At 70.5% G+C, this 14,039-nt stretch carries 16 protein-coding genes and 4 pseudogenes; 11 read left to right on the top strand and 9 right to left on the bottom strand.

Going from position 1 to position 14,039, the window contains the following annotated elements:
* The first annotated feature begins 3 nt into the window (after positions 1-3).
* From BT364_RS18640 to BT364_RS18620, 5 genes and pseudogenes are all read left to right on the top strand, one after another.
* Complete coding sequence (locus BT364_RS18640; RefSeq protein ID WP_072486315.1) at positions 4-750, top strand: SDR family NAD(P)-dependent oxidoreductase; 747 nt, start codon at positions 4-6, stop codon at positions 748-750.
* Between the two features lie 49 nt (positions 751-799).
* The gene (locus tag BT364_RS18635) at positions 800-1,441 is read left to right on the top strand and encodes a GntR family transcriptional regulator (protein ID WP_072486314.1); all 642 of its coding nucleotides are present in this window, start codon (positions 800-802) and stop codon (positions 1,439-1,441) included.
* A 104-nt stretch (positions 1,442-1,545) separates the two neighbouring features.
* Positions 1,546-2,204, top strand: a pseudogene (locus tag BT364_RS18630) (DUF4032 domain-containing protein).
* A gap of 69 nt (positions 2,205-2,273) precedes the next feature.
* Entirely contained in the window at positions 2,274-3,014 is a 741-nt protein-coding gene (locus BT364_RS18625; protein ID WP_072486313.1) for a lysophospholipid acyltransferase family protein, read from the top strand.
* A 43-nt stretch (positions 3,015-3,057) separates the two neighbouring features.
* On the top strand, positions 3,058-4,107 hold the full coding sequence (locus tag BT364_RS18620; protein ID WP_072486312.1) for an NAD-dependent epimerase/dehydratase family protein: 1,050 nt from the start codon (positions 3,058-3,060) through the stop codon (positions 4,105-4,107).
* A gap of 18 nt (positions 4,108-4,125) precedes the next feature.
* Here the strand turns inward: BT364_RS18620 and BT364_RS18615 are convergent, their stop codons facing one another.
* From BT364_RS18615 to BT364_RS42275, 7 genes and pseudogenes are all read right to left on the bottom strand, one after another.
* On the bottom strand, positions 4,126-4,905 hold the full coding sequence (locus BT364_RS18615) for an urease accessory protein UreD (protein ID WP_072486311.1): 780 nt from the start codon (positions 4,903-4,905) through the stop codon (positions 4,126-4,128).
* Positions 4,902-5,609 (bottom strand): urease accessory protein UreG, encoded by a 708-nt coding sequence (gene ureG, locus BT364_RS40205; RefSeq protein ID WP_107408257.1) that lies wholly within the window; start codon positions 5,607-5,609, stop codon positions 4,902-4,904. The genes BT364_RS18615 and ureG overlap by 4 nt, the downstream gene beginning before the upstream one ends.
* Positions 5,516-6,151 (bottom strand): annotated as a pseudogene (locus BT364_RS40200) (amidohydrolase family protein); the annotation flags it as partial. The pseudogene BT364_RS40200 and the gene ureG, both read right to left, overlap by 94 nt.
* Complete coding sequence (locus tag BT364_RS18605; protein ID WP_072486310.1) at positions 6,144-6,455, bottom strand: urease subunit beta; 312 nt, start codon at positions 6,453-6,455, stop codon at positions 6,144-6,146. The gene BT364_RS18605 and the pseudogene BT364_RS40200, both read right to left, overlap by 8 nt.
* A gap of 15 nt (positions 6,456-6,470) precedes the next feature.
* Complete coding sequence (locus BT364_RS18600) at positions 6,471-6,773, bottom strand: urease subunit gamma (protein WP_072486309.1); 303 nt, start codon at positions 6,771-6,773, stop codon at positions 6,471-6,473.
* A gap of 279 nt (positions 6,774-7,052) precedes the next feature.
* A complete protein-coding gene (locus BT364_RS18595) occupies positions 7,053-7,337 on the bottom strand; it encodes a type II toxin-antitoxin system Phd/YefM family antitoxin (protein WP_072486308.1) in 285 nt (94 codons plus the stop codon).
* Positions 7,338-7,734: 397 nt separating this feature from the next.
* A complete protein-coding gene (locus BT364_RS42275) occupies positions 7,735-7,977 on the bottom strand; it encodes a hypothetical protein (protein ID WP_072486307.1) in 243 nt (80 codons plus the stop codon).
* Here BT364_RS42275 and BT364_RS39210 point away from each other — a divergent pair.
* Positions 7,892-8,584, top strand: a pseudogene (locus BT364_RS39210) (transposase); the annotation flags it as partial. The gene BT364_RS42275 and the pseudogene BT364_RS39210 overlap by 86 nt on opposite strands.
* Positions 8,585-8,684: 100 nt before the next feature.
* On the opposite strand, the gene BT364_RS44250 reads toward BT364_RS39210, so the two are convergent.
* Positions 8,685-9,293, bottom strand: coding sequence for a Rieske 2Fe-2S domain-containing protein (locus BT364_RS44250; protein WP_371268618.1), 609 nt, complete (start codon positions 9,291-9,293; stop codon positions 8,685-8,687).
* A gap of 104 nt (positions 9,294-9,397) precedes the next feature.
* On the opposite strand from BT364_RS44250, the gene vph reads away from it, so the two are divergent.
* Complete coding sequence (gene vph / locus BT364_RS18570) at positions 9,398-10,273, top strand: viomycin phosphotransferase (protein ID WP_371268613.1); 876 nt, start codon at positions 9,398-9,400, stop codon at positions 10,271-10,273.
* A gap of 90 nt (positions 10,274-10,363) precedes the next feature.
* Here vph and BT364_RS18565 read toward each other — a convergent pair whose 3' ends face one another.
* A complete protein-coding gene (locus BT364_RS18565; RefSeq protein ID WP_072486303.1) occupies positions 10,364-10,612 on the bottom strand; it encodes a hypothetical protein in 249 nt (82 codons plus the stop codon).
* A 555-nt stretch (positions 10,613-11,167) separates the two neighbouring features.
* Between BT364_RS18565 and BT364_RS18560 the strand changes: the two genes are divergently transcribed.
* The 4 genes and pseudogenes from BT364_RS18560 to BT364_RS41600 all read left to right on the top strand — a co-directional run.
* A complete protein-coding gene (locus BT364_RS18560) occupies positions 11,168-11,632 on the top strand; it encodes a universal stress protein (RefSeq protein ID WP_072486474.1) in 465 nt (154 codons plus the stop codon).
* A complete protein-coding gene (locus BT364_RS40980) occupies positions 11,583-12,131 on the top strand; it encodes a hypothetical protein (protein WP_143166510.1) in 549 nt (182 codons plus the stop codon). Before BT364_RS18560 ends, BT364_RS40980 begins: the two co-directional genes overlap by 50 nt.
* 150 nt (positions 12,132-12,281) lie before the next feature.
* The gene (locus BT364_RS18555) at positions 12,282-13,412 is read left to right on the top strand and encodes a CapA family protein (RefSeq protein ID WP_072486302.1); all 1,131 of its coding nucleotides are present in this window, start codon (positions 12,282-12,284) and stop codon (positions 13,410-13,412) included.
* Between the two features lie 357 nt (positions 13,413-13,769).
* A pseudogene (locus tag BT364_RS41600) lies at positions 13,770-14,014 on the top strand (IS3-like element ISRhosp1 family transposase); the annotation flags it as partial.
* Positions 14,015-14,039 lie beyond the last annotated feature (25 nt).

Here is a 14,039-nt window from a genome sequence, read left to right as displayed (position 1 = left end):
AAGATGATCTCCCTCGACGGCAAGCGTGCGATCGTGACCGGCGGCGGAGCCGGCATCGGCCGTGCCACCGCCCAGGTCCTCGCCGAGCTCGGCGCCCGCGTGGTGATCGCCGACATCGACACGGACGGCGGCGAACGTACCGCGAAGGACACCGGCGGAACCTTCGTACGCTGCGACGTGTCACGGCGCGAGGACTGCGAGGCCGTCGTGCACACGGCGCAGAAGCGGTTCGGCGGTGTGGACGTCCTCTTCAACAACGCGGGCATCATCCGCCGCTCCACGGTCTGCGAGATCACCGAGGACGACTGGGACCTGGTGATGGCCGTGAACATCCGGTCGGTGATGCTGATGAGCCGTCTCGTGATCCCCGGGATGGCGGCCCGGGGCGGCGGCTCCATCGTCAACACCGGCTCCGGGTGGGGCATCCGCGGCGGCGGCCGGGCCGTCTCGTACTGCGCGTCGAAGGGCGCCGTGGTCAACATGACCCGCGCCATGGCCATCGACCACGGCCCCGACAACATCCGCGTCAACTGCGTCTGCCCCGGTGACACGGCGACCGGGATGCTCGCCGAGGAGGCCCGCCAGCTCGGCGAGAGCTCCGACGCGTTCTACGCCGACGCCGCCGACCGGCCGCTCGGCCGGATCGGGCAGCCCCGTGACATCGCCCAGACCGTGGCGTTCCTGGCCTCCGACGCCTCGGCGTTCCTGAGCGGAGCGGTCATCCCGGTCGACGGCGCCGGTACCGCGTGACCCGCCGGTAGCGGATAATCGACCGGACCGAAGGGGAGGGCAGCCTCACATGCCAATCGAAAACCGCCCGTTGCGCGAACAGGTCAAGGAGGAACTGATCAAGCGCCTCGGGCGCGGCACGATCGCGACCAGTGAGCCGATCAACGAGGGGCAGCTCGCCACCGAACTCGGCGTCAGCCGTACGCCGCTGCGCGAGGCACTGATCACGCTGGAGCGCGAGGGCGTCATCACCAGCGAACGCGGCAAGGGCTTCCGCTTCACGCCGCTCAGCGCGCAGGAGTTCCGCGACCTGTCCGCGATCGTCGCGACGCTGGAGGCGCTCGCCCTGGAGTCCAGCGATCCCGAGCACCTGGCGGCGACGGCCCCCCGTCTGCTGGCGGAGGCGCGCGCGTTCTCGGCCCCACAGGCGCCGCACGACGTCATAGAGCGTTACGACGACGCCTGGCACGACCTGCTGCTGTCCGGCTGCACCAACGACCGCCTGATGAAGCTGATCACCTCCCTGAAGGTGACGATGCACCGCTACGAGCGGGTGGCCCTGGGCGACCAGGACATCCTGGAGCGTTCGGCGCAGGAGCACGAACGGATCGCCGAGTGCCTGCAGCGCGGCGACCTGGACGCGGCCGTCGCGGCGCTCAAGGAGAACTGGAACAGCGGGATGCACCGGATCCTGGAGCATCTGAAGGACTGAGGCCGCGTGGCGGCGGTGCGGGCCCGGCACCGGTCTTGCCCCGCACCGCCCCCTCGGGTTCCGTTCACGGTGGACCCGCCGCCCGACCCAGGGACTGTGACCGCATGACTCTGCAGATCAGCGCCACCAACCCCGAACACCCGGCCCTCCTGCTCGAACTGCCCTGGCACATTCCCCTGGAGGAGTGGCCCGAGGAGTACCTCGTGCCGCTGCCCCGCGGCATCTCGCGGCACGTCGTGCGCTACGCGCGAGCGGGCGAGGAGACCGTGGCCGTGAAGGAGCTCGCCGAGCGGCCGGCGCTGCGCGAGTACGAGCTCCTGCGTACGCTCGACCGTCTCGGGATACCGGCCGTCGACCCGCTCGCCGTGGTCACCGGCCGGACCGAGGCCGACGGATCGCCCCTCGAACCCGTGCTGATCACCCGCCATCTGGGCGGTTCGCTCCCCTACCGGTCGACCAGGCACGGCGGCTCCTGGGCGACCTGGAGAGCTGGATGGCCACCCAGGACGACCACGCCCCCGGCGACCGGCACGGCGCCCGCACCGAGGTACTGGCCCACCGCTGGGTCCGCGAGATCTTCCGGCCCACGGTGCGCGCCGCGCGCGACCACGTGCCCGCCCGGATGGACGCGGCCGAGCTCTACCACGAACTCCTCGAACACCGCTGGTACCTGTCCGAACGGGCCCAGCACGACATCGGACTCGACGCGGCGGTCGAGGACTACGTCAGGAAGACGGCTGCGGCGGACGACACCTGCACATAGGCTGCCCTCCCGGAGATGCGCGCCGGCCAGCCGGACATGATCCAGACGAGAGGCCCCAGGAGCCGCCCCGTGTTCTATCACGTACTCAAATACGTCTTCATCGGGCCGCTTCTGCGCTTGCTCTTCCGCCCCCGGATCGAGGGCCTGGAGCACATCCCGGAGGACGGCGCGGCGATCGTCGCCGGAAACCATCTGTCCTTCTCCGACCACTTCCTGATGCCCGCGATCCTCAAACGGCGGATCACGTTCCTCGCCAAGGCCGAGTACTTCACCGGTCCGGGGGTGAAGGGGCGGCTGACCGCCGCCTTCTTCCGCAGCATCGGGCAGATCCCGGTGGACCGTTCCGGCAAAGAGGCCGGGCAGGCGGCGATCCGGGAGGGGCTCGGGGTGCTGAGCAAGGGCGAGTTGCTGGGCATCTACCCGGAGGGCACCCGTTCGCACGACGGTCGGCTCTACAAGGGCAAGGTGGGCGTGGCCGTCATGGCGATCAAGGCGCAGGTGCCCGTGGTGCCGTGCGCGATGGTCGGCACATTCGAGATCCAGCCGCCGGGACAGGTCGTCCCGAGCATCAGGCGCGTCACCATCCGCTTCGGTGAGCCACTGGACTTCTCCCGTTACGCCGGTATGGAGAACCAGAAGGCCGCGATCCGGGCCGTCACCGACGAGATCATGTACGCGATCCTGGGGCTCTCGGGTCAGGAGTACGTCGACGAGTACGCGGTCAAGGTGAAGGCCGCGCAGGCCGAACAGAGCGGTCAGCCGAAGAAGTTCCCGAAACTGCGACGCTCACGGCGGATCCGCGCTCGGTGAACGCCGCCGTCCCGGGTGACCGCCCGGCCCTAGCGTGGACCGCATGAGCAAGGGAAACGCATGGGTACTGGGGGCGACGGGACAGATCGGGCGGGCGGCCGTGCAGGCGCTCGTCGAGGACGGCTGGGAGGTGACGGCCGCCTCCCGCGGCGGCGGCCGGGACGACCGGTGGGACGGGGCGGTGCGCACGACGGGCCTGGACCGGGACGCCGACGGGGCGCTCGCTGCGGCGCTGGGCGACGGCTGTGACGTACTGGTCGACATGGTGGCGTACGACGCGGGTCACGCCCGTCAGCTGACCGCTCTCACGGACCGGATCGGTTCGGCGGTGGTCATCTCCAGCGGTGCGGTGTACGAGGACGACCGGGGCCGCAGCTTCGACACGCAGGGCGAACCCGACGGTGCTCCGCACTACCCGCTGCCGATCCCGGAGTCGCAGCGCACCCTGCCGGCCGGCGACACGACGTACGGGACACGGAAGATACGGCTTGAGCAGGATCTGCTGGCGGCCGGGGACGCGCTGCCGGTGACACTGCTGCGGGCCGGTGCGATTCACGGGAAGTACTGCCGCTCGCCGCGTGAGTTGTTCTTCGTGAAGCGGCTCCTGGACGGCCGCGCCCGGCGGGTGCTCGCGTTCGGCGGGGAGTCCCGTTTCCACCCGGTCCATGTCTCCAATCTGGCCGAGCTGATCCGGCTGGCCGCCCTGCGGCCCGGTTCGCGGGTGCTCAACGCCGGGGATCCGCAGGCGCCGACGGTCGCGGAGATCGGCGAGGCCGTCGACGCGGCGCTCGGCCGCACGACGCAGACCGTGCTGATGGCGGGCGCGCCCGGGGAGGACGGCGTCGGTGACACGCCATGGGGCGGCGCCCACCCCATCGTGTACGACATGACGGCCGCCGAGCGCGAGCTCGGGTACCGGCCGGTCACGGACTACGCGCAGTCGCTTCCCGGGACGGTCGAGTGGATCGCGGCGCAGTTGGAGGGGAGGGACTGGACGGCGGCCTTCCCCGCCATGCTGCGGGCGTACGGGAAGGAGCTCTTCGACTACGCGGCGGAGGACGCCTGGCTGGAGGCGTACGACCGTAAGGCGTGAGGCACGGCCGGGCGGTGTTCACTCCTCCTGGGCGCCGAGCAATTCGTCCAGGGCCTGGTCCAGGACACCGCGCAGCAGGCGTGCGTCGGGGGCGACGGCCGTGACCAGCACGGCCGGTCCGGCGAGCGGGGTGAGGACGGCGGTCTCCCCCAGCAGGCGTGCGTCGGGGCGCTTCTCGTCGAATGCCGGTTCCACGACGAGGAGTTGACCGACGGCCCGGTGGCCGCCCAGGACCGCCGCACCGCCCCAGCCGCCGGGGGCTCCCGGCCCGTACGCCAGCTGCTGGTCGATCAGCGGGCGTCCGGCGCGGTGCACGGTGAGGTGCACGGTGAGGTGGCTGACGAGGGTGCCGGTGCCTTCGCCGTGGCGGCCGAGGATCTGTTCCTCCCGCAGCACCAGCCGTGCGGTGGCGGCGAGTTGCACCCGGGTGGTCATGTGCAGCACGCTGCCGTGCGCCGAGACGAGCTGTTCGGGCAGCCAGCGCAGCTCGGCCCGCTCCCCCGCACTCAACTCGATCCCGTACGTGGCGGGTTCACCGCCCAACCCGGGCAGGGCCACGGTCGCCGCGGCGCAGTCGACGGTGAGCCGGGCGCGGTCGCCGACCCGGGTCTCGATGGCGAGCCGGTCGCCGCCGAGCGGTGCGCTCATGGCGCCGACGACGGTGCCCCGGGTGCCGGACCCGGTGGTCGCCCGGGTCCGGCGCAGGGCGAGCGGTCCGTCGCCCCGCAGCACGGGGAGCGAGGTGACGCCCCGGCCGTCGAGTGCCGCGGTGATCCTGGCGGTGGCCCGGACGCTCATGCGGTCCAGGCGGCGAGCCGCGCACGCACCCAGTCCGCGACGGGCCCCACGCCCTCCTCGGAGGTGAGCGAGGTGAAGGCCACGGGGAGCGGTCCACGCTGCTGCGCGGCGTCGTGGGCCATCCGGCCGAGATCGGAGCCGACGTACGGGGCGAGGTCGGTCTTGTTGATGACGAGCAGGTCGGAGGTGGTGACGCCGGGGCCGCCCTTGCGCGGGACGTCGTCGCCGCCCGCCACATCGATGACGAAGATCTGGGCGTCGGCCAGCCCCCTGGAGAAGGTGGCGGTGAGGTTGTCGCCGCCGGATTCGACCAGGATCAGATCGAGCGGCCCGACGGTGTCCTCCAGGTCCTCGACGGCTTCGAGGTTGGCGGAGATGTCGTCGCGGATCGCGGTGTGCGGGCAGGCGCCGGTCTCCACGGCCTGGATGCGCTCGGGCGGCAGGACGGCGTGGCGCAGGAGGAAGGCGGCGTCCTCGCGGGTGTAGACGTCGTTGGTGACCACCGCGATGGAGAGCTGCTCGCGCAGGGCCCGGCAGAGGGCGGCGACGGTCGCGGTCTTGCCGGAGCCGACCGGTCCGCCGAGTCCGATGCGCAGGGCGCGGCGGTGTGCATGGCCTCGCGCGACATGGTGTTGCCCTTGCCGAGCAGACCGATGTTGACGGGGTAGGCGTCCAGGGCCCCGAACATCCGGGCGAGGTGCCATGGGCCGGGGGTGACGGTGGTGGCCTTGGTGCCTTCGGCGGGTCCGGTGCCGCCGCCGACCAGGGTGGTGATGCCGGAGGAGAGCGCCTGGTCGATCAGGGTCGGCGAGATGAAGTGGACATGGGCGTCGATCGCCCCCGCGGTGACGAACTTGCCATTGCCCGCAATGATCTCGGTCTCGGGGCCGATGACCAGATCGGGGTGGACGCCGTCCATGGTGTCGGGGTTGCCGGCCTTGCCGATCCCGGTGATCCGGCCGTCGCGGATGCCGATGTCCGCCTTGCCCACGCCCCAGTGGTCGATGATCACGGCGCCGGTGGCGACGGTGTCCGGGGCCCCTTCGGCGCGGGTGGTGCGAGCCTGCCCCATCGATTCACGGATGACCTTGCCGCCACCGAACACCGCCTCGTCACCGGCGAGTCCGGGTCCGCCCGAGCGGTCCTCCTCGATCTCGACGAGCAGATCGGTGTCGGCGAGCCGGATGCGGTCGCCGGTCGTGGGGCCGAACAGGTCGGCGTATACGGCGCGGTCGAGTTCAGCCATCGAGGGCACCTCCGGTCCCGCCGCGCAGCCCGGGGACGATGCGCCGCCCGGCGAGCGGTACGAGTTCGATGCCGACCGGTACGCCGGGTTCGAAGCGCACGGCGGTTCCGGCGACGATGTTCAGCCGCAGGCCGCGGGCGGCCGAACGGTCGAAGTCCAGGCCGGGGTTGGCCTCGGCGAAGTGGTAGTGCGAGCCGACCTGGACGGGCCGGTCGGCGGCGTTGAGCACGGTGGGGCGGGTCACGGGGCGGCCCTCGTCGAAGGGCACGGGCCCGCCCGCGTACAGGATCTCTCCGGGGATCATCGGTGGCGCCTCCCGTCAGACGATCGGCTCGTGGACGGTGACGAGCTTGGTGCCGTCCGGGAAGGTGGCTTCGACCTGGACGTCGTGGATCATCTCGGGCACCCCGTCCATCACGTCGTCCCGGGTGAGCACCTCGCGGCCCGACGCCATCAGCTCGGAGACCGTACGGCCGTCGCGGGCGCCCTCCAGCAGATGCACGGTGATCAGCGCGATCGCCTCGGGGTGGTTGAGCCGAAGCCCGCGCGCCCTGCGCTGCCGGGCCACATCGGCGGCAACGTGGACGAGCAGGCGTTCCTGCTCGTGCGGGGTCAGTCGCATGCGTCCACCTCACAGTCCTGTGCCCAGTACCGGCCCTGGGCGCGGCAAGGCAACAGCGGTGTTCGACGCGGTCGTCGAACAGCGAGCCGCCGACTCGCGGCGAGGTGGTGCACATTAGAGCCGAAGTTTTTCCGGCGCGTTAACCGGTCTCCGGAAGATGCATGGGCATCAGGCCACGCAAGCCGTTCTCCAGCGCCTCCGCCCGGGCATGCCGGGTACCCCCGTCGCAGCGGACGGAGGTACCCGGCATGCCCGCGTCATGGGCCGTCGGCGCGGCGCTCAGCTGCCCGGCTCGTGGTGCCCCCTGTGCTCCGCCGCGATGCCGAAGCGGCGCCGTTCGCCGGGAGCGGACACCGAGGAGCCGATCGAGGAGACCGAGCTGATCACCTGCTCCTCCGCGGCCGCCTCGTCCTTCTCCAGTCGCTCCAGGTCAGCGGCCGAGACGAGCGCCACCAGCGGCTTGCCGTGCCGTGTCACGACGACGCGCTCGCCGCCGTAGACGACGCGGTTGATCAAATCGGCGAGCTCAGCCCGGGCTTGCGTCACCGGAATCTCGTAGGCCATGCTCCTAGCCTATGTAATGTCCACCTGGTCCGCTGTGGTCCGTGGTGACAGCGATTTTCCAGGTCAGAGGCTCTCGCGTGCTCCCGTGCGCTCTCGATTGTGAGAGATGTGTGAGACCGAGGCGCGGTCCGCAAGAACTGCGCCCGGCTCATGCCGCGCGCCTCCGCCTCCTGCCACTGCTCGGCATGCACCGAGCACATTGCGTAGCGCCGCCAGCGGGGCCGCGCACAGTCGACGACCGTGCAGTTCCACGGATATACCGGGTGCGTCGGCGGGATCTTCAGCACCCCGCCGCGCAGCGCCGGGTCGAACTCGGGCCCGTTGATCAGCGCGGTGAGCATCTCCAGCCGGTCCCGTCGCATGCGGGCATCCTGCTGTGGCAGCGGCGACGGCGCCGTCACTTCGTCTCACCCCAGACCGTGCGCAGGGCGGCGTCGAAGACCGGGTCGTGGACATCGACGTGTCCGTAGACCTCATCCACCATCACGGCCGAGGCCCAGCCGCCGGCGCGGTTCGAGCCGGTGCGGGATCTCTTCGCTCGGGTTGCGCGTCCGCTGGCGGGGCCGGACACGCCGGGGTCGTGGCTGGCCGGGCGTCGTCTGGTGGCGATCGACGGGACGTGCCTGGATGTGGCGGACACGGCAGCCAACGCAGAGGTCTTCGGGCGGCCGGCTTCCTGCCGGGGGAGCGGTCCGCGTTTCCGCAGGCCCGCCTGGTGGCGTTGGCTGAATGCGGCACCCATGTGGTCTTCGACGCTGTCACCGGCTCGTGCAGTGAACCTGCGGCCCCGGTATCTGGAAACCCTGGCCGATGGGTCCTGGCTGGCCCGGATCGTCCCGATGTCGGGCACGAACCGGGCCACGACGGAGCCCCTCACGGTCCGAGTGATCGACTACACGGTCGATGACGGCCGGGACAACCCCGACGAATACCGGCTGCTGACCACGATCCTCGACCCGGCCGAGGCCGGCGCCGAGGACCTCGCAGCCGCCTACGCCAGGCGGTGGGAGATCGAGACCACCTTCGACGAACTGAAGACCCATCAACGCGGGCCCCGCGCGGTACTGCGCTCGAAAGCCCCCGACCTTGTCCAGCAAGAAATCTGGGGACACCTGTGCTGCCACTACGCCATCCGTACTCTGATGGCTGACACCGCCGCGCACACCGGCCAGGACCCCGACAGAGTCTCCTTCGTCAAGGCCCTCCGCATCGCCCGCCGTTCAGTCGCGCAGAGCGCATTTCCCCCTCCGGGCGCTGACACGGCCGACGCGATCTGGTCTCACGCCATCCGATGGCTCACCCAACACCTCAACCCACCACGCCGAAAACGCTCACACCCCCGAGTCGTCAAACGCAAGGTCCTGAAATGGGCCGCGAAAAGCTCCCACCACACACACTGGCCCCAACCCGAACACACCCCACACACCACCATCCACATCCACTAACTGAACGGTATTGAGGCTTAGCCACATCCCCCATCGTGTCCGCGTGCACGAAGGGGAAGTGGGCCTTGTCCCGGAAGTTCTCGGTCAGCTGCCGCATGCCGCAGTTCAGGGTGTACGGCTCGCCCGCGCCGAGCTGCCAGGTCTCGTCGACGTACTCGGGCAGCCGCGGCAAGGGAAGGCAGGGGGCGTCGAGGCAGCTCCACACCAGGCCGTAGGCAATCTCGGCTGGGTAGGTGCGCAGCGCCGCGTGCGGCCTGTCCCGGCCCGACGGCAACGAGGGAACGCGCGTGCACCGCCCGCTTCCCGCCTCGAAGAGCCAGCCGTGGTACGGGCATTCCAGGGCGCCCTCGCTCAACTGTCCCAGCCGCAGTGCCACACCGCGGTGCGGGCAGAAGCCCTCGGCCACAGTGACGGAACGTCCGTCGCCGTACACCACGAGTTCCTCACCGAGAATGTTGCCGCTCGTGACGCCGTTCCCGAGGTCGGCGACCCGGGCGACCGGGAACCACATGTGCCGCAGCATCTCGTATGCAACCGGGTCCATCGTCATATCCCTGCTTTAGCTGATTCAGCACGTCAACGCACATACATCGAGAGCTCGCGAAGGCCTGAGAAGTGGAGAGTTCACCCACCATGGAAATCATTGAGACGCACCGCGACCTGTTGATCCGCCTGCTGCCCGACGACAAGGAGGATGAACTCTCCGTCCATCAGGGGCAGTTCCACCACGTAGTGGTCGGCTCGGAGCGCGTGGTGTGCTTCGCCCGCACCGAGGCTGCCGCGGCGCGGCTGCCCGCGCGGGCAGCCGTACTGCGCGCCCTCGCCGGGCTCGACCTCGGCTTCCGCACCCCGCGCCCGCTCGCCCAGGGCGGCATCCAGGGCACGGACGAACCGCCCTACCTGGTGCTGAGCCGGATTCCCGGAGCGCCGTTGGAGGACGACGCGCTCGAGCGCCCCGAGGTCGCCGAGGCGGCGGCCGAGCAATACGCCGAGCTCCTCTCCGGGCTCACCGCCGCGGGCAAGGACGAGAGGGTGCGCGCCGCGCTTCCAGCGGCCCCCGAGGGCCAGTGGCAGGAGTTCGCTGCGGGAGTGCGCGCCGAACTGTTCCCGCTGATGTCCGACGGCGGCCGGGAGCGTGCCGCGCGCGAACTCGCCGCGCTCGACGGCCTTCCCCCGCTCACTTCCGCCGTGGTCCACGGCGACCTCGGCGGTGAGAACGTCCTGTGGGAGATCTCGGACGGTGTGCCGCGCCTGAGCGGTGTCATCGACTGGGACGAGGTCACCTTGGGCGACCCCGCCGAGGACCTGGCGGCCGTCGGGGCCAGCTACGGGGAGGAGCTGCTGGGCCGGGTGCTGGCGCTCGGCGGCTGGGCCGACGATTCGACGGCCGGGCGGATCAGCGCGATCCGCGGCACCTTCGCCCTCCAACAGGCCCTCTACGCACAGCGCGACGGTGACGAGGAGGAGCTGGCGGACGGCCTCACCGGCTAACGGTAGGTCCGACCCTCCGGGGGCCGGCGGGACTAGGCGCATTCCCGCCGGCCATCGCCGTGTCGTCCAGGACGATGTGCACGGCATCGCTCACCGGGCCGTCACCCGGGCCAGGCGCCGGTCCAGCTCACTGTCCAGGCTCGGACCAGTGGGCGCGTAGCCATTCCACGCCTTCAGTGCGGCCCTGGCCTTCTCAGCCCGCTCAGCCCGCTCAGCCGGAGTGAGCATGGTCTCGGCCAGCCGCGCCAGATACGCACGCAGCGACAACCCCTCAGCAGCCGCGATCGCGGCGAGCCGGTCCCTGGCCGCCTCGGGGATACGGACATTGGCATCAGACATCGTCGTACCCTAAAGATACGGGTACGTACCCGTATCCTTAGCTGACTGCGTGCACCGACCGGCACGGTGCAGGCTCGATGGCACGGCACCCTCACTGCATCCGGAGGTGAGAGTTGGCTGCTCTGGCGGCAGCGGCGCGCCGCAACCGGCAGCCTCTCCCCAACAGTTCAGGAGCGAGGGATGGGGACGGGTGGGAGCGGTCTTCCTGGCCCGGCGCACCAGCCGGCCGAGTTCGTCCAGCGTCTTGGGCGGGAGGACGGCTGCGAGTTTCGGGAACAGTTCGTGTTCTTCCTCGCGCCCGTGGGAGGCGACCTCGAACTTCAGCTTCGCGATCGTGTCGTTGAACCGCGGGTCATCGACGCTCAGGTCTTCGAGGTCGGTGACCCGAGCATGGCCTGGTGTCGTGTGGACAGGCGCTGCTGGGCCAGTGTGAGAGCTGCGGGGCACGGTCGACCGCCGTCCGCATACATCATCGACGCCCTGTTGCGGTGGCGGCACGAGGCTGCCGCAGGGATGGTGAGAACGGGACACCAAGCGCGACCGGGCAGGTGCGTGATGAGCGACGAAGCAACATCAGTTCCGCGGATTGTGGTGGGCGTCGACGGCTCCGAACCGTCGAAGGCAGCCCTGCGGTGGGCGGTCGGCCAGGCGAAGCTGATGGGTGGCGTGGTCGACGCGACTATTGCCTGGGACTTTCCGACAGCCTGGTATGGCTTGGCGCCGCCCACGGACAAGGATCCGGCTGACTACCAGAAGCAGGCGCGCAAGATCCTGGATCAGGCGATCGACGAGGCCCTCGGCCCGGGCCCGGCACGGCCGGTCGACCTCCGCCCCATCTCGGCCCACGGGCACCCGGCTGCCGTCCTGCTCGATGCCGCTGCAGGAGCACGCCTGCTGGTTGTAGGCAACCGGGGGCACGGTGGATTCAACGAGGCACTTCTGGGGTCGGTCGGCCAGCACTGCGTGCAGCATGCCCCGTGCCCTGTCGTCGTGGTCCGGGGATCCGGCCACGGACCCTGAACAGCGCCGCCTGCTCCATCATCGCTGCACCCTTGTTGCTGGGGGGACCGTCGCTGACGCCGACCTGGTACCGCCGACCGCGCAGAACTTTGGCGCGGTTGAGGTGCACATTCGCCGTAACCGGAGGCAACATGCCCGCCGCCCAGTCGGAGGCGAGGTCGACATCACCCTGCCGGGCAACCAGCAGAACAGAGGCGGCGCTCATCCCGGGCATTTCCAACAGTTCCGCTCCATGGCAGCCAGGCGCGAGCGGGTCAGTGCCTTCGCCGGGCTTGATGACCGACTCCATCCCGATGTTCGTGGACTTGCAGGACAGGAGCGTGGTGAGCGTGAGGTCAAGACCCTGCGATCAGGCGACCTTCCCGCCGATGTGCTCGACGGGTTCGAACATGCCGGTACGAACTCCGTCGGCTCGTGGTCCTCGCCGATCACTCCGAGCGTCCTGTACTCGGCGTCCTCCAGTGCGACCGCCGCCTCGACGACCTGCCGCGGCACCTGAGGCAACCATGCTGCCCGCGCTCACCACGCCCTCCATCAGGAGCCGGTTCGCCGGCCGCAGGGCTCCTGCGCACCGCGCACGCACAGCCGCGTGGCGCCCCCGTCGCGCGGATCCTTCGCGCATCGCCCGCGACGGCTTTAGCGTGGGAGGGTGTATGAGGGTGTGGTCACCCTGTTCCTCGGCGGGGACGTGATGCTCGGACGGGGCGTCGATCAGATCCTCCCGCACCCCGGTGACCCGGCGCTGCGGGAGGCATACATCCGCGACGCCCGTGCCTACGTCGACCTGGCGGAGGTGGCGAACGGGCCGATCCCCCGGCCGGTCGGCTTCCGCTGGCCGTGGGGCGTGGCCCTGCAGGTCCTGGATGACGCCGCGCCGGACGTACGGGTGGTCAATCTGGAGACCGCCGTCACCAGTGACGGGGACTTCGCGCCCGACAAGGACGTCCACTACCGGATGAGCCCGGCCAACCTGCCGTGCCTGGCCGCGGCCCGGCCGGACGTCTGCGCGCTGGCCAACAACCATGCGCTCGACTTCGGCCCACGCGGCCTCCACGAGACGCTCGACGCCCTGGCGGATGCGGGACTGCGGACGGCGGGGGCAGGCCGGGACGAGGTGCGCGCGAGACAGCCGGCGATCGTACCCCTGGGCGCCGGCGGGCGGGTGCTGGTCTTCTCCTTCGGGATGCCGTCCAGCGGGATCCCGAAGAACTGGGCTGCCACCGGGCAGCGGGCCGGTGTCAACGTGCTCGCGGAGCCTTCGGCGGCCGCCGCGTTCGCGTTCGCCGACCGTCTTCGGCAGGTCAGACAACAGGGAGACATCACAGTCGCCTCGGTCCACTGGGGCCCCAACTGGGGCTACGACGTCTCCCGCTCCGAGGTCCGCTTCGCCCACGCGCTCCTCGACGCAGGCGTGGACGTCGTGCACGGACATTCCTCGCACCACCCGCGCCCGCTGGAGGTGTACCGGGACAAGTTCATCCTGTACGGCTGCGGCGACCTCGTCGACGACTATGAAGGCATCGGCGGCTACGAGAGCTACCGGGACGACCTGCGGGTGCTGTACCTGGTCTCGGTGGAGGCGGACACCGGCCGCCTGATTGACGCGCGGATGGTGCCCTTGCAGGCACGCAGGATGCGACTGGAACACGCCTCACCCGAGGACACCGAGTGGCTGCGCGCCGTCCTCGACCGACACAGCCGGGAGTTCGGCACCCGCGTCGACGGCGGGCCCGACGGCACGCTCACGCTGCGGCCCCTGCACGCCGGGCAGCACGCATGAGGACCTCAAGCGAGACCACTCAGCACGTGCGCGACGCATGCGACGTGCCCATGGCCTGTGGCAGAGCACCGTGCGCCCGGCACGCACAAGCCTCTCTGCCATGGCCCGCCGGGTCAAGAACCAGCGTCTCGCCGCGGCTGGCTACCTCTTGGCCTTCTCCGCCCTCTCCCCACTCGGCGCCAGAGCCCACTACGACCGCCGACACGAAGCCAGAGAACGTCAACGTCGTCGGCGGCGAGCTGTACCTGGCTGCTGGCACACCCACGCTTCCACCTGCACTTCGCACCCATCGGATCGTCCTGGCTCAACCTGGTGGAGCGATGGTTCGCCGAGCTGACGAACAAGCAGATACGGGCGGTGGCCGCAGATCTCGGCATCACCGCGGAATCGCTGCGGACGTGGGTGCGCAAGGACAGGATTCAGGCCGCGCCCGAGGGCCGCGACGGCAGCGTGAGCGCGGCCGAGGTGCTGGCTCGGCTGCGGGTGGAGAACGCCCGGCTGCTCAAGGCCGAGCAGGAGTGGCAGCTGGAGCGCGAGATCCTGCGCCGGGCAGCCGCCTGTTTCGCTCGGGAGGTGAAGTGAGCCCCCGCCGCTGGGACTTCACGTGAGGCATGGGCCGCCACGTCG

The organism is Streptomyces atratus, assembly GCF_900119365.1.
Taxonomy (GTDB): domain Bacteria; phylum Actinomycetota; class Actinomycetes; order Streptomycetales; family Streptomycetaceae; genus Streptomyces; species Streptomyces atratus_B.
This window is presented reverse-complemented; position numbering and strand designations above follow the sequence as displayed.